Source organism: Pseudomonas mandelii, assembly GCF_024138395.1.
GTDB classification, from domain to species: domain Bacteria; phylum Pseudomonadota; class Gammaproteobacteria; order Pseudomonadales; family Pseudomonadaceae; genus Aquipseudomonas; species Aquipseudomonas mandelii_E.
On record NZ_JAMYDU010000018.1, the window covers coordinates 40,484 to 62,063 of the forward strand.

A 21,580-nucleotide genomic window follows, 5' to 3' on the forward strand; every position below is an offset into this window, starting at 1 on the left:
CACCGCTATCGCGAGCAAGCTCGCTCCCACATTTGATTTGGGCGAAGTGAACACTATGAGCTCATCCAAGAATGATTTGCCAACCAGACTCCTGCTGAATCTCACGCCTTGGCGCACCGCCACAACCTGGCGCATCGCGTTCTCCGGTGGTCTCGACTCCACCGTCCTGCTGCACCTTCTCGCACACCTTGCGAAAAACCAATCCCTGCCGGCGCTGACCGCCATCCATGTCCACCACGGCCTTCAGGCTGCGGCTGATGCGTGGCCGGAACATTGTCAGTCGGTCTGTGATGCGTTGGGCGTGCCGCTAGAGGTTGTGCGTGTTCAGGTTGAACCCGGCGCCAGCCTTGAGCGCGCGGCGCGGGATGCGCGTTATGGCGCCTTCATCGCGGCAACCCACACCGGTGAAGTGCTACTCACAGGCCAACATCGTGACGATCAGGCAGAAACCCTGTTGTTTCGGCTGATGCGTGGGGCAGGGGTGAGAGGGTTGTCGGGGATGCCGAGCGAGCGTCCTTTGGGTCGGGGGCATCTGTTGCGGCCCTTGCTCGATGTCACTCGCGCCGAGCTTGAGGCCTACGCGACTGAATATCAGTTGAGCTGGATCGAAGATCCTTCGAACCAGGACCAACAGTTCTCGCGTAATTACCTGCGTCATGAAGTATTCCCCGTGTTGATCCAGCGCTGGCCGCAAGCAATGGCGACCATGGCTCGCAGCGCGGCGCACCTGCGTGAGGCGCAGGAGTTGCTTGATGAACTGGCGCAAATCGATCTGGCCCAAGCCACCACGGTCAGCGATTTCGATTGGCTGGGTTTGCCGTCGCTGGAGGTGGCACCCCTGGAAAAACTGTCTGATGCGCGCCAGCGCAACGCGTTAAGTCACTGGCTCAAACCGCTGACGACTTTGCCGGACAGTGACCATTGGTCGGGTTGGGAGAATTTGCGCGATGCGACCGGCGATGCGCGTCCGGTCTGGCGGTTGGGGGCGGGTGAATTGCATCGCGCCGGTGGGCGTCTCTGGTGGTTGTCGGGTGGTTGGCTGCGTACTCCGCCATCGCCGGGATCTTGGGCTGATCCCTCGGTATCACTGGCGTTGCCGGATAATGGCGTACTCACGTTCACCGGTCAGATCCCTGCGGGCCCATTGCAGATCCGCTATCGTGAGGGAGGCGAGGTCATGAACCTGCCCGATCGCGGTCACCGTGACTTGAAGCGTTTGCTCAATGAAAGCGGCGTGCCGGGCTTCGCCCGTGGCAGATTGCCGCTGGTCTACAGAGGCCAGCAATTGCTGGCGGTGGCGAACCTGCGGGGGCTAAATGGCGGTGAGCAAGGTGGCTGGTATTTGCATTGGCAGCCGCAGGTCGAAGATCAAGGTTTGAGCTGAAAGGGGCTTTCCGGTAGACTACGCTCCCTTCTTGATACAACTTCTGTGGATTCGCCTGAATCGCAGGAGTTGCCGATTACCAAGCAGTCTTTGCTGGGCGATTCCAAAAAATGTGTAGCGAGCAACCTACCGGTGTTTCATCTACCGGTCTGTCCCAACGCGGCGGTTTTTTTGAAAGGTGCACTGTGATTAATGCAGGTGATCGGGGGCTTCGGCCTTCCTTCGCTTTCCCCGGCGGCTCGGACCGCTTTAACGCAGACTTCTAGGGTTTTTCATGACGCGCTACATATTCGTCACGGGCGGTGTTGTTTCTTCATTGGGGAAAGGCATTGCCTCGGCTTCATTGGCGGCCATCCTGGAGGCGCGGGGACTTAAGGTCACCATGCTGAAGCTGGACCCGTACATCAACGTTGACCCGGGCACCATGAGCCCGTTCCAGCACGGTGAAGTGTTCGTCACCCACGACGGCGCCGAGACCGACCTGGACCTGGGCCACTACGAGCGGTTCATCCGCACGACCATGACCCAGAACAACAACTTCACCACCGGCCGTGTCTACGAACACGTCCTGCGCAAAGAGCGCCGTGGTGATTACCTGGGCGCAACCATCCAGGTGATCCCGCACATCACCGACGAAATCAAGCGCCGGATCATCAAGGGTGCCGGCGATGCCGACGTGGCCATGGTCGAGATCGGTGGCACCGTGGGCGACATCGAATCGCAACCGTTCCTCGAAGCGATCCGCCAATTGCGTTTCGAAGTCGGCGCCAAGCGCGCGATGCTGATGCACCTGACGCTGGTGCCGTACATCGCCACTGCCGGCGAAACCAAAACCAAACCGACTCAGCACTCGGTCAAGGAACTGCGTTCCATTGGCCTGCAGCCAGACGTGCTGGTGTGCCGCTCCGATCACCCGATCGACATCTCTTCGCGTCGCAAGATCGCCCAGTTCACCAACGTTGAAGAACGTGCGGTGATCGCACTGGAAGACGCCGACACCATCTACAAGATCCCGGGCATTCTGCACTCTCAGGGCCTGGATGATTTCGTCGTCGAGCGTTTCGGCCTGCAATGCGACAGCGCCGATCTGTCCGAGTGGGAAGCGGTGGTCGATGCCAAGCTGAATCCGGAACACGAAGTCACCATCGCCATGGTCGGCAAGTACATGGAACTGCTGGACGCCTACAAGTCGCTGATCGAAGCGATGAGTCACGCCGGCATCAGCAACCGCACCAAGGTCAACCTGCGCTACATCGATTCCGAAGACATCGAAAACCAGGGCACCGCACTGCTGGAAGGCGTCGACGCGATTCTGGTACCGGGCGGCTTTGGTCTGCGTGGCGTTGAAGGCAAGATCACTGCCGTTCAATACGCTCGCGAAAACAAGGTTCCATACCTGGGTATCTGCCTGGGCATGCAAGTGGCCGTTATCGAGTTCGCTCGTAACGTCATGGGCTGGAAAGACGCCAACTCCACCGAGTTCGATCGCACCAGCGGTCACCCGGTCGTGGGTCTGATCACCGAGTGGGAAGATGCCACCGGCGCCGTCGAAACCCGTACCGAAACCTCCGATCTGGGCGGCACCATGCGCCTCGGCGCTCAGGATTGTCTGCTCGAGCCAGGTTCCCTGGTGCACGATTGCTACGCCAAGGACGTGATCGTCGAGCGTCACCGTCATCGCTATGAAGTGAACAACAATCTGCTGCCGCAAATCATCGAGGCCGGTCTGAAAATTTCCGGTCGTTCCGGTGATGGCGCGCTGGTTGAAGTGGTCGAAGCGCCGGATCATCCATGGTTCGTCGCTTGCCAGTTCCACCCTGAGTTCACCTCGACGCCACGTGACGGTCACCCGTTGTTCAGTGGTTTCGTCAAAGCCGCTTTGGCTCAACACCAGAAGAAGGCGTAAACCAGATGGCGCAGAAGATCATCCGCGTAGGCGATATCGAGATTGCCAACGACAAGCCAATGGTGCTGTTCGGTGGCATGAACGTGCTGGAAAGCCGCGACATGGCGATGCAGGTCTGCGAAGAGTACGTAAAGGTCACCGAAAAACTCGGTATCCCTTATGTGTTCAAGGCCAGTTTCGACAAGGCGAACCGTTCTTCTGTAACCTCTTACCGTGGCCCAGGCCTGGAAGAGGGCATGCGGATTTTCCAGGACATCAAGCAGGCCTTTGGCGTGCCGGTCATCACCGACGTCCACGAGCCTGATCAGGCCGCGGTTGTCGCTGAAGTCTGCGACATCATCCAGTTGCCGGCCTTCCTGTCGCGCCAGACCGACCTCGTGGTCGCGATGGCCAAGACCGGCGCGGTGATCAACATCAAGAAAGCCCAGTTCCTTGCACCTCAGGAAATGAAACACATCCTGAACAAATGCGTAGAAGCCGGTAACGATCAGTTGATCCTCTGCGAACGCGGTTCGAGCTTCGGCTACAACAACCTGGTCGTCGACATGCTTGGCTTCGGCATCATGAAGCAGTTCGAATACCCGGTGTTCTTCGACGTGACCCACGCGCTGCAAATGCCCGGCGGTCGTGCCGATTCCGCCGGCGGTCGTCGCGCCCAAGTGCTCGATCTGGCGAAAGCCGGGATCAGCCAGTCGCTGGCCGGTCTGTTCCTCGAAGCGCACCCGGATCCGGATAACGCCAAATGCGACGGCCCTTGCGCCTTGCGTCTGGACAAACTGGAACCTTTCCTGGCCCAACTCAAAGCACTGGACGAACTGGTGAAGAGTTTTCCGACGGTAGAAACCGCGTAAACCTCAATTCTCCGGTAAAGTACCGCACGATTTAATGCTCAGGCCCTCGGGCTTGAGCCTTATCGTCCGCAAGCCTGCCCGCTGTCTGTCGCTTGCCGACGATAAAAGATTTCCTTCAGCTGCGTCGTTTTCGTCAACTTTGGAGTGTTTACAACAATGGCAAAAATCGTCGACATCAAAGGTCGTGAAGTTCTCGACTCCCGTGGCAATCCCACTGTGGAAGCAGACGTGCTTCTCGATAACGGCATCATCGGCAGCGCTTGCGCGCCATCCGGTGCTTCCACTGGCTCGCGTGAAGCACTCGAGCTGCGTGATGGCGACAAGAGCCGTTACCTGGGCAAAGGCGTTCTGAAAGCCGTCGGCAACATCAACGGTCCGATCCGCGATCTGTTGCTGGGTACAGACCCGAGCGACCAGAAAGCGCTGGATCACGCGATGATCAAACTCGATGGCACCGAAAACAAAGCGACCCTGGGCGCCAACGCTATCCTCGCCGTTTCCCTGGCCGCGGCCAAGGCAGCAGCACAGGACCAGGACCTGCCGCTGTACGCACACATCGCTAACCTGAACGGTACTCCGGGTGTTTACTCGATGCCGGTTCCGATGATGAACATCATCAACGGTGGCGAGCACGCCGATAACAACGTCGACATCCAGGAATTCATGGTTCAGCCAGTCGGCGCCAAGTCTTTCTCGGAAGGTCTGCGCATGGGCACCGAGATTTTCCACCACCTCAAAGCGGTTCTGAAGGCTCGCGGCCTGAGCACTGCTGTCGGTGACGAAGGTGGTTTCGCTCCGAACCTGGCCTCCAACGAAGACGCTTTGAAAGTGATCTCCGAAGCCGTGGCCAACGCCGGTTACAAGCTGGGCACCGACGTGACCCTGGCCCTGGACTGCGCGGCCAGCGAATTCTACGAAGACGGCAAGTACAACTTGTCCGGCGAAGGCCAGGTGTTCACCGCTGAAGGTTTCGCCGATTACCTGAAAGGTCTGACCGAGCGTTACCCGATCATCTCCATCGAAGACGGTCTGGACGAGTCCGACTGGGCTGGCTGGAAAATTCTCACCGACAAGATCGGCGAGAAGACTCAGCTGGTAGGCGACGATCTGTTCGTGACCAACACCAAGATCCTGAAAGAAGGCATCGATAAAAAGATCGCCAACTCGATCCTGATCAAGTTCAACCAGATCGGCACCCTGACCGAAACCCTGGAAGCGATCCAGATGGCCAAGGCCGCTGGTTACACCGCCGTAATCTCGCACCGCTCCGGCGAAACCGAAGATTCGACCATTGCCGACCTGGCTGTGGGCACTGCGGCTGGCCAGATCAAGACCGGCTCCCTGTGCCGTTCCGACCGCGTTTCCAAGTACAACCAACTGCTGCGTATCGAAGAGCAGTTGAACGGCAAAGCCAAGTACAACGGTCGCAGCGAATTCCGCGGCTAATTGCTACAGGGTAAAAAAGACACCGGATTGTGTCGGAAAAATCGCAGCAGCGATGGATTTGCCACTAATCTGATGCCTTAAGAGCACAAGCCTGGTTCTTCCAGGCTTCGTGCTATCAGAAGCTTCAAAGTTTTGGCATGGCTGTCTTTTTTCACTGGATACCTGATATTCGATGCGCAGTCCCAATTGGTTGTTCCTCGTCTTGCTCTTGCTGCTGGCCGGCCTGCAGTACCGCCTGTGGGTGGGTAATGGCAGTCTGGCGCAAGTGGCCGAGCTGAAGCAGCAGATTGCGGATCAACACGCCGAGAACGAGGCGTTGCTGGAGCGCAATCGGGTGATGGACGCCGAAGTCAGCGAATTGAAAAAGGGCATGGAAACCGTTGAAGAACGGGCTCGCCATGAGTTGGGCATGGTCAAGGACGGTGAAACCCTTTACCAGTTGGCCCAATGATTAATTCGTTACCGGCCTTCTGGGCCGTGATTCCTGCCGCGGGTGTCGGTGCCCGTATGGCCGCGGACCGTCCCAAGCAATACTTGCAACTGGGCGGGCGTACTATTCTCGAACACAGCCTCGGCTGTTTCCTCGATCATCCGGCCCTGAAGGGGTTGGTGGTCAGTCTTGCAATCGATGATCCTTACTGGCCGAACCTGGCGTGCGCTGCCGATCCGCGTATTCAGCGGGTTGAAGGTGGCGCCGAGCGCTCCGGGTCGGTGCTCAATGCCTTGCTGCATCTGCATGCCCAAGGCGCTGACGATGAGGATTGGGTGTTGGTTCACGATGCCGCACGACCGAATCTGGCACGTGATGATCTCGATAAATTGCTCAGTGAGCTGGCCGACGATCCGGTAGGCGGTCTGTTGGCCGTGCCTGCGCGCGATACCCTCAAACGGGTCGACAAGCACGGGCGAGTACTGGAAACGGTGGATCGCAGCGTGATCTGGCAAGCGTATACGCCGCAAATGTTTCGCCTTGGCGCGTTGCATCGGGCATTGGCGGACAGTCTGGTGGCGGACGTTATCGTCACCGACGAAGCCTCGGCCATGGAGTGGTCAGGCCAGGCGCCGCGCTTGATTGAAGGGCGATCCGATAACATCAAAGTCACTCGCCCTGAAGACCTTGAGTGGTTGCGTCAGCGTTGGGCTAACCGCCGCTGATTGACGTTGTTTCTGCGTTGCCCTCAATCGCGAGCAAGCTCGCTCCCACAGGGTTCTATGGTGTTCACAAGTTTTGAGGTCGACTCCGCTCACTGTGGGAGCGAGCTTGCTCGCGATAGCGGTAGTTCAGACAACCGACATCTCGCTGAACGCCGGCAAGCTCCTAGCTTCGGTACTCCGGCCGTTCAGCCAACCCTTCCTTCAAATAATCCACCAACTTGCGCACCTTCGGCGACAGATGCCGTTGCTGCGGATAAAGCGCCCAAACCGCTGTGTTTGGCGGTTGATGTGCTTCCAGCAGCGAGATCAATTCGCCGTTTTTCAGGTATTCCAGCACGTAGTAATCCGGCAACTGACACAACCCCACCCCTTGTAATGCGGCATCCAGCACTGCCTGCCCACTGTTGCAGCGCCAGTTTCCCTGCACTCGCTGGGAAAATTCCCGCCCGTTCTGTTCCAGTTGCCAGATGTCCGAGCTACCGATGAGGCAGTTATGGCGACTCAATTCCGACAAGCTATGTGGGCGACCATACCGTTCAAGGTAGGACGGCGAGGCGCACAAGTACATGCGCCGTGGTGCCAGGCGTGTAGCGACCAATCTTGAATCCTGCAGACGACCGAGGCGGATGGCCAGGTCCAGCCCTTCATGCACCAAGTCGAGCGGGCGGTTGCTCAATTCGATGTCGACGCGCAGTTGCGGATACTGCCCCATGAAGCGAGTCACCAGTGGAACGATGAATCGTTCGCCATAGGCCACGGCGCAGGTCATGCGCAGCATGCCCTTGGGTTCGCTGGTCAGGTCGCCGACAGCGCGCAAGGCTTCTTCGCGACCGTCCTGCAAACGCTGGCAATGCTGCAAAAAGGTTTGCCCGGCCTCGGTCAGCGTGACCCGGCGGGTGCTGCGATAGAGCAAACGGGTTTGCAGGCGCTCTTCCAGCCGTACGATTTGGCGACTGATGTGAGAGGAAGACACCCCGAGGCGTTCTGCCGCAGCGGTGAATTGGCTGCACTCGGCCACGGCGACGAATTCATCGATGCCTTCCCAGCGGTTTTCGGACATCAGGATTATCCCTGTATGGCAATAATGTTTTGCTTTTGCCCTGATTATTCATCGTATGTCGCTGTATTACACTCCTTGTCTCGTTTTTTATTCACTGGAGAAACAGCATGATCAAGTCGCGCGCCGCCGTTGCCTTCGAGGCCAAGAAACCCCTCGAGATCGTTGAAGTCGATGTCGCCATGCCCAAGGCTGGGGAAGTTCTGCTGCGCGTCGTCGCCTCCGGTGTTTGCCATACCGATGCCTACACCCTCTCGGGTGCGGACCCGGAAGGTATCTTCCCGTCGATCCTGGGTCACGAAGGTGGCGCGGTGGTCGAAGCGATCGGTGAGGGTGTGACTTCGGTCGCGGTCGGCGACCATGTGATCCCGCTGTATACCCCCGAATGCGGCAAGTGCAAATTCTGTCTGTCCGGCAAAACCAACCTCTGTCAAGCGATTCGTGCGACTCAGGGTAAAGGCCTGATGCCGGATGGCACTTCGCGTTTTTCCTACAAGGGCGAAACGATTTTCCACTACATGGGCACCTCGACTTTCTCCGAGTACACCGTGCTGCCGGAAATCTCCGTCGCCAAAATTCCTAAAGAAGCGCCATTGGAAAAAGTCTGCCTGCTGGGTTGTGGCGTCACCACGGGCATCGGCGCGGTAATCAACACCGCCAAGGTCAAACCGGGTGACACCGTCGCCATCTTCGGCCTGGGCGGCATCGGTCTGTCGGCTGTGATTGGCGCGGTCAAAGCCAAGGCAGGGCGGATCATCGCCATCGATATCAACCCGGCCAAGTTCGAGATCGCCAAGCAATTGGGCGCTACCGATTGTGTAAACCCGAAAGACTTCGATCGTCCGATTCAGGAAGTGATCGTCGACATGACCGATGGCGGCGTCGACTTTTCCTTCGAGTGCATCGGCAACGTCCAGTTGATGCGTGCTGCACTTGAGTGCTGCCACAAAGGTTGGGGGGAGTCGGTGATCATCGGCGTGGCTGGCGCCGGTCAGGAAATCTCTACCCGTCCGTTCCAACTGGTGACCGGTCGCGTCTGGCGCGGTTCGGCGTTCGGTGGTGTGCGCGGACGTACCGAGTTGCCGAGCTATGTCGAAATGGCCCAGAGCGGCGAGATTCCGCTGGATACCTTCATCACCCACACGATGGGCCTGGAAGATATCAACAAGGCCTTTGAGCTGATGCATGAAGGCAAAAGCATCCGTACCGTCATCCATTTCTGAGGTCGGTCATGAGCCTGGAAAATATCTCCTGTCAGAAAAGCTTCGGCGGTTGGCACAAGCGCTACCGGCACCGCTCCGAAGTGCTCGGTTGCGACATGGTGTTTGCCGTGTACCTGCCACCGCAAGCGGAGCAGGGCGGCAAACTGCCGGTGCTGTACTGGTTGTCCGGCCTGACCTGCACCGACGAGAACTTCATGCAGAAGGCCGGCGCCATGCGCATGGCCGCCGAGCTGGGGCTGATCATCGTCGCACCGGACACCAGCCCGCGCGGTCCTGATGTGCCGGGTGATCCGGATGGCGCCTGGGACTTCGGCCTCGGTGCCGGGTTTTATCTGAATGCCACGCAGGAACCGTGGTCCCGGCACTATCGGATGCATGACTATGTCGTGCAGGAATTGCCGGCATTGGTTGAAGCGCATTTCCCGGCATCGGACAAGCGTGGCATCAGCGGTCACTCCATGGGCGGCCACGGCGCGTTGATCTGTGCGTTGCGCAATCCGGGGCGTTATCAGTCGGTATCGGCGTTCTCGCCGATCAATAATCCGATTGATTGCCCTTGGGGCCAGAAAGCCTTTTCCCGTTACTTGGGGGAGGACCGTTCGAAGTGGCGCGAATGGGATGCCTGTGCATTGATCGCCGAGGCTGACGAGAAGCTGCCGTTGCTGGTCGATCAGGGTGATCGCGATGATTTTCTCGCCAGCCAGCTCAAGCCTGAAGCCCTGCAACAGGCCGCCAAACTGGCAGGTCATCCGCTGACGTTGCGCCTGCAACCAGGCTACGACCACAGTTATTTCTTCATCGCCAGCTTCATTGACGACCACTTGCAGCATCACGCACGCGCTCTAGGCGTCTAATGCAGGTAGAATCACGCCCTGACAAAAATCGGGGCGTTTTTTTATGCGTATTGGCCACGGCTACGATGTGCACCGTTTCGCTGAAGGCGATTTCATCACTCTGGGCGGCGTGCGGATTGCACACAGCTTCGGGCTGCTCGCCCATTCCGACGGTGATGTCCTGCTGCACGCCTTGAGCGATGCCTTGCTAGGCGCCGCCGCACTGGGTGATATCGGCAAGCACTTCCCGGACACCGACCCGCAATTCAAGGGCGCCGACAGCCGTGTGCTGTTGCGTCACGTTGTCGCGCTGATCCACGCCAAGGGCTGGAAAGTCGGCAACGTCGATAACACCATCGTCGCCCAGGCCCCGAAAATGGCCCCGCATATCGAATCGATGCGCGCGCTGATTGCCGCGGATCTTCAAGTTGAGTTGGATCAAGTGAACGTGAAAGCTACCACCACCGAAAAGCTCGGCTTTGTCGGTCGCAAAGAGGGTATTGCCGTGCACTCCGTTGCCCTGTTGCTGCGCGCATGAACGAACTGCAATTGCTCGGCCCGCGGGCCTATGGTGAGTCTCTTGGCAGCGCTGTACTGAAAGCCACCGCAGAAGATTTTCAGGTCGATGAGGTGCTTGATATCCCCCTCAGTGGTGATGGCGAACACCTGTGGATCTGGGTGGAAAAGCGCGGTCTGAATACCGAAGAAGCGGCACGGCGCATCGCCAAGGCGGCGGGTGTGCCGTTGCGCACCGTCAGCTATGCCGGCCTCAAGGACCGTCAGGCGCTGACGCGTCAGTGGTTCAGCGTGCAACTGCCGGGCAAGGCTGATCCTGATCTGTCGGCGGCGGAAAACGATACGCTGAAAATCCTCAAGACCGGTCGGCATAAACGCAAACTGCAACGCGGTGCCCACTCGGCCAACGGCTTCACTTTGCGCCTTACTCAATTCACTGGCGACAAGGCGGCGATCGAAGAGCGTCTGCAACTGATCGCCAAGCAAGGTATTCCCAATTATTTCGGCGCCCAGCGATTCGGCTTTGATGGTGGCAACGTCGTCGACGCTCGTGCCTGGGCGGCGCGCAAGGCCTTGCCGGAGCAACGCAATGTACGTTCGCGTCTGCTCTCTACTGCTCGTAGTTTTTTGTTTAACCAGGTGTTGGCGGCGCGTGTTGCCGATGGCACCTGGCAGCGCGCTCAGGTGGGCGATCTGCTGGCGTTCACCGACAGCCGCAGTTTTTTCCCGGCAGGTGTTGCCGAATGCAGCGACCCGCGCCTGGCGATTCTCGACCTGCACCCGACCGGCCCGCAGTGGGGCGAGGGTGACTCGCCGACGTCAGGCGCAGTCCATGAACTGGAGCAGGCAATCGCCGCGCGCGAAGCGGATTTGCGCGATTGGTTGATTAACGCCGGAATGAGCCACGAACGTCGCATCCTGCGGCTGCCCATTGGCGGGTTGACGTGGCATTATCCCCAGCCTGACATTCTGCAACTGGAATTCGTCCTGCCGGCCGGATGCTTCGCCACCGTATTGGTGCGTGAACTCGTCGATCTGGTGCCGGTGGGGCAGACGGACAGCCCATGCGTATTCTGATTTCTAACGACGATGGGGTAACCGCACCCGGTCTCGCCGCGCTTTATGCTGCGCTGGCGGATTACACCGAATGCGTGGTTATCGCCCCGGACCAGGACAAAAGCGGCGCCAGCAGCTCGCTGACGCTCGACCGTCCGTTGCACCCGCAAACCCTGGCCAACGGCTTTATCAGCCTCAACGGCACACCCACCGACTGCGTGCACCTGGGCCTTAACGGCTTGCTGGAACTCGAGCCGGACATGGTGGTTTCCGGCATCAACCTGGGTGCGAACCTGGGGGACGACGTGCTGTATTCCGGCACTGTAGCGGCGGCCCTCGAGGGGCGTTTCCTTGGGCGTCCTTCGTTCGCCTTTTCATTCGTCTCACGGCAAGTAGAGAACCTTCCCACAGCCGCCTATTTTGCGCGCAAACTGGTAGAGGCCCATGCGGACCTCGATCTGCCCCCGCGCACGGTACTGAACGTGAACATTCCCAACTTGCCGCTGGAACACATCCGCGGTATTCAGCTGACCCGCCTCGGCCATCGCGCCCGCGCCGCGGCACCGATGAAAGTGGTCGACCCGCGCGGTAAGTCCGGTTACTGGATCGCCGCGGCGGGGGACGCTGAAGATGGCGGCCCGGGTACCGATTTCCATGCGGTGATGCAAGGCTATGTTTCAATCACGCCATTGCAACTGGATCGCACCTTTAATGATGCCTTCAGAAGTCTCGATGGCTGGCTGGAGGGTCTGCGTTAATGGCTCGTGAACAAGATCATATTCTGCATCGCGGTATCGGGATGACCTCTCAACGGACCCGTGAGCGTCTGATTCAGCGCCTCTATGAAGAGGGGATCTCCAACGCCAAGGTACTGGAAGTCATCCGTCGCACCCCGCGTCACCTGTTCGTCGATGAGGCACTGGCTCATCGTGCCTATGAAGATACAGCGCTGCCGATCGGCCATAACCAGACCATCTCCCAGCCTTATATGGTGGCGCGCATGAGCGAGCTGCTGCTGGAAGCGGGGCCGCTGGACAAGGTGCTGGAAATCGGCACCGGTTCGGGTTACCAGACGGCCGTGCTGTCGCAATTGGTCGAGCGGGTTTTTTCCGTGGAGCGCATCAAGGTGCTGCAAGACCGGGCCAAGGAGCGCCTGGTGGAACTGAACCTGCGCAACGTGGTATTTCGCTGGGGCGATGGTTGGGAAGGCTGGCCGGCACTGGCGCCTTACAACGGCATCATCGTCACCGCCGTGGCCACCGACGTGCCTCAGGCACTGCTCGATCAGTTGGCACCGGGTGGGCGATTGGTGATTCCGGTCGGCTCCGGTGAAGTTCAACAATTGATGTTGATCATCCGTGAAGAACAGGGCTTTTCCAGACGTGTTCTGGGGGCGGTGCGCTTTGTGCCATTGCTCAACGGGCCGTTGGCCTGAGCATTTGTTTAAGCGCGCTGAATTCTCTTCGATTGCCCGGGTCTTACAGCGGCATCGATTGGTTAAACGCAATTCATCGTCTGACAGCAAACGTGTGCGCGAAGCGAATCCGCTTCATTAAAGGTAAAGCCTGTTCGGTCCGTTATACATGCGACAGTTCGTGCCGGAGCACGGCAATTCATATTTTCAGCCACCACAAAGGGAGCGGCGGGTGAGTCTCACAGTCATTGCGCAGCGAATGGGTATAACGAGCTTTCAGCGTCTGGTGACTGGCCTTGTCTTGAGTACCTTGCTGGTCGGATGTTCCAGCACCAAATCAGGGAGTGCGAGCGTCGTCGATCGCAACAATGCGGTCGCCCAGCGTCCGGCCGTCACCACCGGCCAGTATGTTGTTCGCCCCAAGGACACTTTGTTCTCCATCGCTTTTCGCTACGGTTGGGACTACAAAGCCCTCGCGGCACGGAACAACATTCCTACGCCTTACACGATCCATCCGGGTCAGACGATTCGCTTCGACGGTCGCAGCGGTTCAACGCCGACGGCGGTAGTGAGTTCGTCCAGTTCCTCGCCTTCGTCGTCGAGTAAAACCACGGTGATTCGGCGTCAGGCAAATGGCGCGACGACCAGCACAACAGTGCTTGCACCGTCCGTCGCCAACAAGCCGGCACCCGTTCCACTGCCTCCCGCCGGTCCAGCCCCGACGGGCTGGGGGTGGCCTTCTAATGGCATTCTGATTGGTAAATTCTCTTCAAACGGTAGTTTGAATAAAGGAATTGATATCGCCGGAGATTTGGGACAGCCTGTTTTAGCTGCGTCTGATGGGACGGTGGTATACGCCGGGAGTGGCTTAAGGGGCTACGGCGAATTAGTCATCATCAAACACAGCGATACCTACGTCAGTGCCTACGGACATAACCGCAGGCTGTTGGTTCGGGAGGGGCAGCAGGTCAAAGTCGGACAGACAATTGCCGAAATGGGGTCAACGGGTACAGACCGGGTGAAGCTGCATTTTGAGATTCGCCGACAAGGTAAACCAGTAGATCCGCTGCAGTTCCTGCCACGTCGTTGATTTGTTAGCCAGCCTGTTCCGTCACGTAGAGGGAACAGGCTCCAGCGTTGCCAGGGATAAAGGCGCCGCTTGAGCTTGAGGTCGAACTCACCAAAGGACTATAACAATGGCTCTCAGTAAAGAAGTGCCGGAGTTTGACATCGACGATGAGGTTCTCCTGATGGAGACCGGCATCGCCACGGATTCGATGTCGAATGATGAAGGGGATGCACCACCTTCCGTTCGTGCAAAATCCAGACACTCCGCTTCGCTTAAGCAACACAAGTACATCGACTACACACGGGCACTCGATGCCACTCAGTTGTACCTCAACGAAATCGGCTTTTCCCCATTGCTCTCCCCCGAGGAAGAAGTTCATTTTGCGCGCTTGTCGCAAAGTGGCGATCCGGCCGGGCGCAAGCGCATGATTGAAAGCAACCTGCGGCTGGTGGTGAAAATCGCCCGGCGTTACGTCAATCGTGGTCTGTCGCTGCTGGACCTGATCGAAGAGGGCAACCTCGGCCTGATCCGGGCAGTGGAAAAGTTCGATCCTGAACGTGGCTTCCGCTTTTCGACCTACGCCACCTGGTGGATTCGTCAGACCATCGAGCGCGCGATCATGAATCAGACCCGGACCATCCGGTTGCCGATCCATGTGGTCAAAGAGCTCAACGTGTACTTGCGGGCTGCACGGGAGCTGACTCAAAAGCTCGATCATGAACCCTCACCCGAAGAAATCGCCAACCTGCTGGAGAAACCGGTAGGCGAGGTCAAGCGCATGCTCGGCCTGAATGAGCGGGTTTCTTCGGTCGACGTCTCGCTGGGTCCGGATTCGGATAAAACCCTGCTGGACACCCTGACCGACGACCGCCCGACCGATCCATGCGAACTGTTGCAGGACGACGACCTGTCCCAGAGCATCGATCAATGGCTCTCGGAGCTGACCGACAAGCAACGCGAGGTGGTCATTCGCCGCTTTGGCTTGCGAGGTCACGAGAGCAGCACGCTTGAAGACGTAGGCCTGGAAATCGGCCTGACCCGGGAGCGGGTCAGGCAAATCCAGGTTGAAGGTCTCAAGCGTCTTCGGGAGATTCTCGAGAAAAACGGCCTGTCGAGTGAGTCGCTGTTCCAATAAGCAATTCGCTCAACCGGTAACAAATAGCCCCAACTGGTTTGGGGCTTTTTGTTATCTGAAATATGGAAAGGGAGTTGTCTGGGACATCACCTCAGGTTTGTAGTCTCGTGTTGTAAGTCTTTGCTTACTCTTTCGTAAGTGTTCGTTATTTTTACACCCTGGTAGTTGTCTATTTAACTTTCGATGTCGGTTTATAGTATTGATTTATATGATTATTTTTTTAGATTAACGGCGTGTGACAGACGATTTCAGCGACAGATGCCGATTGCCCTTAGTGGGGAATTCTCTAGTATCTGAACTGTGTCGACGGATAGACACGCCCTTCAAGGAAGAGGGGAACGGACATCGCAGGAAGCGGTTCATCAGGACGATGAAAGGGAATACAAGGAATAGGGAAAAAATGTGGGCGGGTCATACCGCCCCTTTTTTTGCCTGCAGAAAAGCGAAAAGGCCCACAAGGGCCTTTTCGAGAACTCGGGGGAAATCAACGTTCGAGGTCTTTGAGCTTGCTGCCTATAGATTTGTTGATGACGCGATCAAACTCTTCCGCATTGGGCAGCGATTCTTTCTTCTCGGTGATGTTGGGCCAGATTTCCGCCAGCTCAACGTTCAGCTGAATGAATTCCTGCATATCTTCCGGAACTTCATCTTCGGAGAAGATGGCCACGGCAGGGCATTCTGGTTCGCACAGGGCGCAGTCGATGCACTCATCCGGGTGAATCACCAGGAAGTTCGGGCCTTCGTAAAAGCAGTCCACCGGACAGACTTCTACGCAGTCGGTGTACTTGCACTTGATGCAGTTGTCGGTGACGACGAAGGTCATTTCTAATTTTCTCCTCAGGCGCGGCTTGCTGCGCCCCTTCACGTAGGGGTCGCCAGGTTTGGGAGCGATAGTCTGCAGGTCAGGCTATTAGCCTGCAGCATCCCAAACCGCGCGAGATTCTAACAGCTTGCAGGCAAGTGCGTTAGATCCGTGTCTTTAGTGTATAGAGCATTTCGAGCGCACGACGTGGTGACATGTCGTCCAGATCAAGTTTGGCCAGTTCATCCAGCACCGGGTGCGGCAGGCTGGCGAACATGTCGCTCTGTTGTGGCGTAACCGGTTTGCCTTTGATCGGCTTCGGAACCTCATGAGGCAGCGCAGTGGATTCCAGTCGGCTCAGATGTTCGCGAGCACGCACGATCACTTCGCTCGGCACACCGGCCAACTGCGCAACCGCCAGGCCATAGCTCTGGCTGGCAGGCCCAGGCAACACGTGGTGCAGGAACACGATGCGTTCGTTGTGTTCGGTGGCATTGAGGTGCACGTTGGCCACCAGCGGTTGGGCTTCCGGTAGCACTGTCAGTTCGAAATAGTGGGTAGCGAACAATGTGTAGGCCCGCAGGTGCGCCAGACGCTCAGCCGCAGCCCAGGCCAGGGACAGACCGTCGAAGGTGCTCGTGCCGCGACCGACTTCGTCCATCAGCACCAGACTGCGTTCGGTGGCGTTGTGCAGAATGTTCGCGGTTTCGCTCATTTCAACCATGAAGGTCGAACGTCCGCCCGCCAAGTCATCGCTGGAACCGATCCGGGTGAAGATCCGGTCCACCAAGGACAATTCGCAACTGGCCGCCGGCACGAAACTGCCGATATGCGCCAGCAACACGATCAACGCGGTCTGACGCATGTAGGTGGATTTACCGCCCATGTTCGGACCGGTGATCACCAGCATGCGGGTGTTGTCGTCGAGGCTCAGGTCGTTGGCCACGAACGGCGTGGTGAGTACTTGCTCGACCACCGGGTGACGACCCTGGCTGATGCGCATGCACGGCTCGCTGACGAAACGCGGGCAGTTCAGATCGAGGTTCAGCGCACGTTCGGCAAGGTTGCTCAGCACGTCCAACTCGGCCAGTGCCGCAGCGGTGTCCTGCAACGGTGGCAACTGGGCGATCAAATCTTCGAGCAGTGCTTCATAAAGCATCTTCTCGCGCGCCAAGGCGCGGCTCTTCGCCGACAGGGCCTTATCTTCGAAAGCCTTCAGTTCCGGCGTAATGAAGCGCTCGGCACCTTTCAACGTCTGGCGACGGATATAGTCTGCTGGCGCCGACTCAGCCTGTTTGCTCGGCAACTCGATGAAGTAGCCGTGAATCCGGTTGTAGCCGACCTTCAGGTGCGACAGGCCGGTGCGGGCCTTCTCACGCGCTTCGAGATCGATCAGGAACTGCCCGGCGTTTTCGCTGAGCGATTGCAAATCGTCCAACTCGGCGTCGTAACCGGTTTTCAACACGCCGCCGTCACGGATGACGGCGGGCGGGTTGTCGATAATGGCTTTTTCCAGCAGCGCCGCCAGTTCCGGGTAGGTGCTGGTGGTCGTCGCCAATTGAATGATGTGCGGGGCTTCGAGCTCGGCCATCGCCACTTGCAACTCTGGCAATGCACCGAGGGCATCGCGCAGACGCGCCAAGTCACGAGGACGGGCATTGCGCAGGCCGATCCGCGCCAGAATCCGCTCGATGTCACCGATTTCCTTGAGCTGCGGTTGCAGCTTTTCGAAGCGGTAACCGTCGAGCAGGCAAGTGATCGAGCTCTGACGCGCCAGCAATACGGTCAAATCCCGCAGCGGACGGTTCAGCCAGCGAGTCAGCAAGCGGCTGCCCATGGCGGTCTGGCAGCGGTCGACCACCGATTGCAACGTGTTGTCGCGACCGCCGGCTAGGTTGGTGTCCAGTTCCAGGTTGCGACGGCTTGCGCCGTCCAGCACCACAGTGTCGTCCAGGCGTTCATGACGCAGGCTGCGCAAGTGGGGCAGGGCGGTGCGCTGGGTTTCCTTGGCGTAGCTGAGCAGGCAACCGGCGGCGCCGATCGCCAGGGTCAGGTTCTCGCAGCCGAAACCTTTCAGGTCCTGGGTGGAAAACTGCTGGCAAAGACTTTTCAGCGCCGAATCACGTTCGAAATCCCACGGTGCACGGCGACGAACCCCACGACGTTTTTCCGGCAGGTCTTTTGGCCAGTCGTCCGGGATCATCAGCTCTACCGGATTGACCCGCTCCAGTTCCGCCAGCAAGTTTTCCCAGCCCTTGATCTCCAGCACGGTGAAGTTGCCGCTGGTAATGTCCAGCACCGCCAGACCGAACAGACGTTCGTCACCCAGCACTGCCGCGATCAGATTGTCCCGACGCTCATCCAGCAGCGCTTCATCGCTGACCGTGCCGGGAGTGATGATCCGCACCACCTGACGATCCACCGGGCCTTTGCTGGTGGCCGGGTCGCCAACCTGTTCACAAATCACCACCGACTCGCCGAGCTTCACCAGTTTCGCCAGGTAACCTTCCGCGGCGTGGTAAGGAATCCCACACATCGGAATCGCCTGCCCCGCCGATTGCCCACGAGCCGTCAGGGTGATGTCCAGCAACTTGGCGGCCTTCTTCGCGTCTTCATAGAAGATCTCGTAGAAGTCGCCCATGCGGTAGAACATCAGCTGATCAGGGTGCTGGTTCTTCAGGCGCCAGTACTGCTGCATCATCGGGGTGTGGGAGGACAGATCGGAGAGGGCTTTATTCATCGGAAATTCAGGAAAACTCGTTGAAAGGTGTAGGGCAAAGGAGGGGCATCGGCCCGGCTTTTCCGCGATGGGCGCAAGATTACCATGGGCGGTCTGCCTCACGCAGGCATGAAAGCCTCCCGGTACCTTTCTGCTGGCTATGCACGATCTATGCGAATCAGCATTTGTCTTCCGAAAAAAGATCAAGCACTATGCGCATTATGCAAAAACGCAATGTTTCTACCGTCTTAAGAGCGCTGCTCGATCAGCACGGGATCTCCCCCACGGAGCTTCACCGTCGCACCGGCGTGCCTCAATCCACTCTCTCGCGGATCCTCAGCGGGAAGATCGTCGATCCTTCGGATAAACATATTTCGAAGATTGCCGAATACTTCGCCGTGAGCACCGACCAGTTGCGTGGCCGCGCGGATGTCGCGCACGCCGCCAGCGCCGGGCGCGATGAGTCGCATTCGGAACTCAAGGACATAAGCCTGTGGGATGACGATACGCCAGTCGATGATGACGAGGTGTCGGTCCCCTTTCTTCGCGAGGTTGAATTGGCTGCTGGATCAGGAAGATTCGTCATCGAAGAAAGCGAGCGCTCTAGCCTGCGCTTTGGCAAACGTAGCTTGCGCCACAACGGCGTGCAGTTCGACCAGGCCAAATGCGTGACCGTGCGCGGCAACAGCATGTTGCCGGTGCTGCGCGATGGCGCCACGGTCGGGGTGAATGCCGGAAAATGCGGGATTGGCGACATCGTTGACGGTGACTTGTATGCCATCAACCACAACGGCCAGTTGCGGGTGAAACAGCTTTATCGCCTGCCGACAGGGATTCGCCTGCGCAGCTTCAATCGCGATGAGCATCCGGACGAGGACTACAGCTTCCAGGAAATCCAGGAAGAGCAGATTGTCATCCTCGGTCACGTCTTCTGGTGGGGCATGTACGCCCGTTAACCTCACCGCTGTCAGATAAAACCCGCTGCCGGCGGGTTTTTTTTCGCCTATCGAAAACCGCTAACGCCTTTGTCTGCGGGGCTTTCATGCGCTAGTGCATTTGTAATGCATAAATAAATGCGTTTATGCATTGACTGTATATGCATCCATGCATATTCTTTGTCTCAAGCCACTCAACAAAGCGGCTCGAAACGAAGCTCTTTAGTTCCACCACAAAGGCAGCGATGAACCGGCCTCAACGGTTCAGAGGGTTGGCAACTGACCCGGGTGTGCAGCGTAAAGCACCAGAAGCAGTTATCCGGCGGGCAGGGACCGCGGTCGGAAAAAACAATTTGAATGGACTCGTACCGCGCCAGTAGCGCCGAAAAGTCAGCTTCCTTTTTGTACACAGGATTAAAGGAAGGCGAAGGACCGCATTACTGAAAAGCCCAGCCAAATGCCGGGCTTTTTGGAATGCCTACCTCAAGAGACATCGTTTGAACCCAACACACATCACTCATCAATCACCCCCAGGAGGCGTGACATGACAAACGAGCAACAAGCGTTGCTGGACATGCCGATCTGGCTGGTCATCGTTCTCGCCCTGGTGGGCGGGGTGTCCGGCGAAATGTGGCGCGCCGACAAGGAAGGCGCCCGTGGCTGGTCGCTGCTGCGGCGCCTGGCGCTGCGCTCCGGGGCCTGCATGATCTGCGGGGTCTCGGCCATCATGCTGCTGTACGCCGCCGGCGTGTCGATCTGGGCCGCCGGTGCGTTTGGCTGCCTGACGGCGATGGCAGGGGCGGATGTGGCCATCGGACTTTATGAACGCTGGGCCGCCAAGCGGATTGGCGTTTGTGAAGTGCCACCGCGCGATTCTCGTCCCGATTAACAGTGAACCGGTGTCGCTGATTTTCGCGTTGCTACAGAAACAGGAGGCCATTAATGCCCGCCGTCATCGAAAAACCGTCGCAGCTGTTTTCCGCCATTGCCGAAACCTTACGCACCAGCATCCCCGGCTTGACGGTCGGGAGTCATCAAGATTTCGACGGCACCGGCGATCAGCCTTGGGTGCTGATCGCCATCGAACGGGATGCGCCGGGCAACCGTGCCAACGATGGACGTATCGCTCATGTCCTGACGATTTCCTTGCAAGTCGTATTGCCCGGCACAGGGCTGGCCGCGTGCGACCTGGCCAGTGAGTTGAAAAACCTGATCGCCGACAACCGCTGGACACTGCCCGGCGACCAATGCGATTTGCCCATGAACATTGATGGCATCCCGTCCACGTTCATCAGCGAGACACGGGAGTACACCGCCTGGACCGTTTCATTCATCCAATCGCTGTACCTCGGCCCGACGCTGCTCGAGGACCCGCTGGGCATTCCGAAATTTGCCCGCACCTGGGAGGTGTCGAACATCGACGACCCGGATCAATACACCGCACTCGAGGAGTGACCCATGTTTGATGCGCTTCTACGTATGCAACTGGGCCCGATCATCGAACGTCTGGCCGAGATGGAAACCGAGCTCGAAGACCTGCACCGGCGTGCCGAAAGTTTCTGTCGCATTGGCGTTTGTCACGAGGTCGATGCGGCCAGCAACACCTGCAAGGTCAGTCATGGCGAGCTGCTCACCCCGGCGATCAGGTTTTTCAATCCAAGTGCCGGCGCACAGAGCGAGTCGCGGATCCCCTCCGTGGGCGAGCAGTGTTTGCTGCTGAATCACGGCGGCGGCGAGGGTGGTGGGCAGTCGGTGGCGTTGTTCGGCCTCAACGGCGGTCAGTTTCCGCCGGTCTCGACACAGGCTTCGCTGACGCGTCGCCTCTATCAGGACGGTACGCAAAGCAGTTACGACGACGCCAGTCATGTTCTGCACTGGAAAAACGGCCCGGCAGCGTTCACCGGCTCCCGTGAGTCCCTCGAGTTGAGCATCGGCCCGGCGAGGCTGGCGATGACGCCTGAAGTCATCGAATTGCAACTGGGCGCCGTCGGCATGCGGCTCGACGCCTCCGGTGTGCATCTGAGTGGCCCGCTGGTGGATCACCAGGGCCGCGTTATCAGCACCGCATAAAGAGCTTCC

At 58.4% G+C, this 21,580-nt stretch carries 21 protein-coding genes; 18 read left to right on the forward strand and 3 right to left on the reverse strand.

All coding sequences use genetic code 11. The features are described from left to right. The first annotated feature begins 55 nt into the window (after positions 1 to 55). The 6 genes from tilS to ispD all read left to right on the forward strand — a co-directional run bounded on the left by tilS (position 56) and on the right by ispD (position 6,742). Positions 56 to 1,384 carry a tRNA lysidine(34) synthetase TilS gene (gene tilS, locus NHU87_RS21615; RefSeq protein WP_253552357.1) on the forward strand — a complete coding sequence of 443 codons (1,329 nt, stop codon included), beginning with the start codon at positions 56 to 58 and terminating at the stop codon, positions 1,382 to 1,384. A 274-nt stretch (positions 1,385 to 1,658) separates the two neighbouring features. After that, positions 1,659 to 3,290: a CTP synthase gene (locus NHU87_RS21620; protein WP_030127979.1), complete on the forward strand. Its 1,632-nt coding sequence runs from the start codon at positions 1,659 to 1,661 to the stop codon at positions 3,288 to 3,290. A gap of 5 nt (positions 3,291 to 3,295) precedes the next feature. After that, positions 3,296 to 4,141, forward strand: a complete 846-nt coding sequence (kdsA, locus tag NHU87_RS21625; RefSeq protein ID WP_253552359.1) for a 3-deoxy-8-phosphooctulonate synthase — start codon at positions 3,296 to 3,298, stop codon at positions 4,139 to 4,141. Between the two features lie 156 nt (positions 4,142 to 4,297). Then, positions 4,298 to 5,587, forward strand: a complete 1,290-nt coding sequence (gene eno, locus NHU87_RS21630) for a phosphopyruvate hydratase (protein WP_253552361.1) — start codon at positions 4,298 to 4,300, stop codon at positions 5,585 to 5,587. 172 nt (positions 5,588 to 5,759) lie between these two features. After that, a complete protein-coding gene (ftsB, locus tag NHU87_RS21635) occupies positions 5,760 to 6,038 on the forward strand; it encodes a cell division protein FtsB (RefSeq protein ID WP_007907178.1) in 279 nt (92 codons plus the stop codon). Continuing rightward, a complete protein-coding gene (ispD, locus tag NHU87_RS21640) occupies positions 6,035 to 6,742 on the forward strand; it encodes a 2-C-methyl-D-erythritol 4-phosphate cytidylyltransferase (RefSeq protein ID WP_253552363.1) in 708 nt (235 codons plus the stop codon). The genes ftsB and ispD overlap by 4 nt, the downstream gene beginning before the upstream one ends. Positions 6,743 to 6,905: 163 nt before the next feature. On the opposite strand, the gene NHU87_RS21645 is transcribed toward ispD, so the two are convergent. Then, positions 6,906 to 7,802, reverse strand: coding sequence for a LysR substrate-binding domain-containing protein (locus NHU87_RS21645; protein WP_253552365.1), 897 nt, complete (start codon positions 7,800 to 7,802; stop codon positions 6,906 to 6,908). Between the two features lie 107 nt (positions 7,803 to 7,909). On the opposite strand from NHU87_RS21645, the gene NHU87_RS21650 reads away from it, so the two are divergent. The 8 genes from NHU87_RS21650 to rpoS all read left to right on the forward strand — a co-directional run bounded on the left by NHU87_RS21650 (position 7,910) and on the right by rpoS (position 15,045). Further along, entirely contained in the window at positions 7,910 to 9,022 is a 1,113-nt protein-coding gene (locus tag NHU87_RS21650; RefSeq protein ID WP_253552367.1) for an S-(hydroxymethyl)glutathione dehydrogenase/class III alcohol dehydrogenase, read from the forward strand. Positions 9,023 to 9,030: 8 nt separating this feature from the next. Further along, positions 9,031 to 9,876 carry an S-formylglutathione hydrolase gene (gene fghA / locus NHU87_RS21655; protein WP_253552369.1) on the forward strand — a complete coding sequence of 282 codons (846 nt, stop codon included), beginning with the start codon at positions 9,031 to 9,033 and terminating at the stop codon, positions 9,874 to 9,876. Positions 9,877 to 9,919: 43 nt separating this feature from the next. Further along, the gene (gene ispF / locus NHU87_RS21660) at positions 9,920 to 10,393 is read left to right on the forward strand and encodes a 2-C-methyl-D-erythritol 2,4-cyclodiphosphate synthase (RefSeq protein ID WP_253552371.1); all 474 of its coding nucleotides are present in this window, start codon (positions 9,920 to 9,922) and stop codon (positions 10,391 to 10,393) included. After that, positions 10,390 to 11,448 (forward strand): tRNA pseudouridine(13) synthase TruD, encoded by a 1,059-nt coding sequence (truD, locus tag NHU87_RS21665; RefSeq protein ID WP_253552374.1) that lies wholly within the window; start codon positions 10,390 to 10,392, stop codon positions 11,446 to 11,448. Before ispF ends, truD begins: the two co-directional genes overlap by 4 nt. Then, positions 11,436 to 12,185 carry a 5'/3'-nucleotidase SurE gene (gene surE, locus NHU87_RS21670; RefSeq protein WP_123501180.1) on the forward strand — a complete coding sequence of 250 codons (750 nt, stop codon included), beginning with the start codon at positions 11,436 to 11,438 and terminating at the stop codon, positions 12,183 to 12,185. The genes truD and surE overlap by 13 nt, the downstream gene beginning before the upstream one ends. A gap of 41 nt (positions 12,186 to 12,226) precedes the next feature. Then, complete coding sequence (locus tag NHU87_RS21675) at positions 12,227 to 12,862, forward strand: protein-L-isoaspartate(D-aspartate) O-methyltransferase (protein WP_253552472.1); 636 nt, start codon at positions 12,227 to 12,229, stop codon at positions 12,860 to 12,862. A 211-nt stretch (positions 12,863 to 13,073) separates the two neighbouring features. Beyond that, on the forward strand, positions 13,074 to 13,931 hold the full coding sequence (locus tag NHU87_RS21680; RefSeq protein WP_253552376.1) for a peptidoglycan DD-metalloendopeptidase family protein: 858 nt from the start codon (positions 13,074 to 13,076) through the stop codon (positions 13,929 to 13,931). Positions 13,932 to 14,037: 106 nt separating this feature from the next. After that, the gene (gene rpoS, locus NHU87_RS21685; RefSeq protein ID WP_105340288.1) at positions 14,038 to 15,045 is read left to right on the forward strand and encodes an RNA polymerase sigma factor RpoS; all 1,008 of its coding nucleotides are present in this window, start codon (positions 14,038 to 14,040) and stop codon (positions 15,043 to 15,045) included. Between the two features lie 484 nt (positions 15,046 to 15,529). On the opposite strand, the gene fdxA is transcribed toward rpoS, so the two are convergent. Both fdxA and mutS read right to left on the reverse strand, forming a co-directional pair. Beyond that, positions 15,530 to 15,868, reverse strand: coding sequence for a ferredoxin FdxA (fdxA, locus tag NHU87_RS21690; RefSeq protein ID WP_253552378.1), 339 nt, complete (start codon positions 15,866 to 15,868; stop codon positions 15,530 to 15,532). A 142-nt stretch (positions 15,869 to 16,010) separates the two neighbouring features. Beyond that, positions 16,011 to 18,587, reverse strand: a complete 2,577-nt coding sequence (mutS, locus tag NHU87_RS21695; protein WP_253552380.1) for a DNA mismatch repair protein MutS — start codon at positions 18,585 to 18,587, stop codon at positions 16,011 to 16,013. A 200-nt stretch (positions 18,588 to 18,787) separates the two neighbouring features. On the opposite strand from mutS, the gene NHU87_RS21700 reads away from it, so the two are divergent. The 4 genes from NHU87_RS21700 (at position 18,788) to NHU87_RS21715 (ending at position 21,571) form a co-directional block, all read left to right on the forward strand. Continuing rightward, on the forward strand, positions 18,788 to 19,522 hold the full coding sequence (locus tag NHU87_RS21700) for an XRE family transcriptional regulator (protein ID WP_008072692.1): 735 nt from the start codon (positions 18,788 to 18,790) through the stop codon (positions 19,520 to 19,522). A gap of 523 nt (positions 19,523 to 20,045) precedes the next feature. After that, positions 20,046 to 20,390 carry a phage holin family protein gene (locus NHU87_RS21705; RefSeq protein WP_253552382.1) on the forward strand — a complete coding sequence of 115 codons (345 nt, stop codon included), beginning with the start codon at positions 20,046 to 20,048 and terminating at the stop codon, positions 20,388 to 20,390. 53 nt (positions 20,391 to 20,443) lie between these two features. Then, positions 20,444 to 20,956 (forward strand): hypothetical protein, encoded by a 513-nt coding sequence (locus tag NHU87_RS21710; RefSeq protein ID WP_253552384.1) that lies wholly within the window; start codon positions 20,444 to 20,446, stop codon positions 20,954 to 20,956. Between the two features lie 3 nt (positions 20,957 to 20,959). Next, the gene (locus NHU87_RS21715; protein WP_253552385.1) at positions 20,960 to 21,571 is read left to right on the forward strand and encodes a phage baseplate assembly protein V; all 612 of its coding nucleotides are present in this window, start codon (positions 20,960 to 20,962) and stop codon (positions 21,569 to 21,571) included. The last annotated feature ends 9 nt before the right edge of the window (positions 21,572 to 21,580 follow it).

Bases quoted from the DNA above. Each gene is read 5' to 3' on its own strand.
- tilS (WP_253552357.1), top strand. From the start codon at position 56: ATGAGCTCATCCAAGAATGATTTGCCAACCAGACTCCTGCTGAATCTC.
- NHU87_RS21620 (WP_030127979.1), top strand. From the start codon at position 1,659: ATGACGCGCTACATATTCGTCACGGGCGGTGTTGTTTCTTCATTGGGG.
- kdsA (WP_253552359.1), top strand. From the start codon at position 3,296: ATGGCGCAGAAGATCATCCGCGTAGGCGATATCGAGATTGCCAACGAC.
- eno (WP_253552361.1), top strand. From the start codon at position 4,298: ATGGCAAAAATCGTCGACATCAAAGGTCGTGAAGTTCTCGACTCCCGT.
- ftsB (WP_007907178.1), top strand. From the start codon at position 5,760: ATGCGCAGTCCCAATTGGTTGTTCCTCGTCTTGCTCTTGCTGCTGGCC.
- ispD (WP_253552363.1), top strand. From the start codon at position 6,035: ATGATTAATTCGTTACCGGCCTTCTGGGCCGTGATTCCTGCCGCGGGT.
- NHU87_RS21645 (WP_253552365.1), bottom strand. From the start codon at position 7,802: ATGTCCGAAAACCGCTGGGAAGGCATCGATGAATTCGTCGCCGTGGCC.
- NHU87_RS21650 (WP_253552367.1), top strand. From the start codon at position 7,910: ATGATCAAGTCGCGCGCCGCCGTTGCCTTCGAGGCCAAGAAACCCCTC.
- fghA (WP_253552369.1), top strand. From the start codon at position 9,031: ATGAGCCTGGAAAATATCTCCTGTCAGAAAAGCTTCGGCGGTTGGCAC.
- ispF (WP_253552371.1), top strand. From the start codon at position 9,920: ATGCGTATTGGCCACGGCTACGATGTGCACCGTTTCGCTGAAGGCGAT.
- truD (WP_253552374.1), top strand. From the start codon at position 10,390: ATGAACGAACTGCAATTGCTCGGCCCGCGGGCCTATGGTGAGTCTCTT.
- surE (WP_123501180.1), top strand. From the start codon at position 11,436: ATGCGTATTCTGATTTCTAACGACGATGGGGTAACCGCACCCGGTCTC.
- NHU87_RS21675 (WP_253552472.1), top strand. From the start codon at position 12,227: ATGACCTCTCAACGGACCCGTGAGCGTCTGATTCAGCGCCTCTATGAA.
- rpoS (WP_105340288.1), top strand. From the start codon at position 14,038: ATGGCTCTCAGTAAAGAAGTGCCGGAGTTTGACATCGACGATGAGGTT.
- fdxA (WP_253552378.1), bottom strand. From the start codon at position 15,868: ATGACCTTCGTCGTCACCGACAACTGCATCAAGTGCAAGTACACCGAC.
- mutS (WP_253552380.1), bottom strand. From the start codon at position 18,587: ATGAATAAAGCCCTCTCCGATCTGTCCTCCCACACCCCGATGATGCAG.
- NHU87_RS21700 (WP_008072692.1), top strand. From the start codon at position 18,788: ATGCAAAAACGCAATGTTTCTACCGTCTTAAGAGCGCTGCTCGATCAG.
- NHU87_RS21705 (WP_253552382.1), top strand. From the start codon at position 20,046: ATGACAAACGAGCAACAAGCGTTGCTGGACATGCCGATCTGGCTGGTC.
- NHU87_RS21710 (WP_253552384.1), top strand. From the start codon at position 20,444: ATGCCCGCCGTCATCGAAAAACCGTCGCAGCTGTTTTCCGCCATTGCC.
- NHU87_RS21715 (WP_253552385.1), top strand. From the start codon at position 20,960: ATGTTTGATGCGCTTCTACGTATGCAACTGGGCCCGATCATCGAACGT.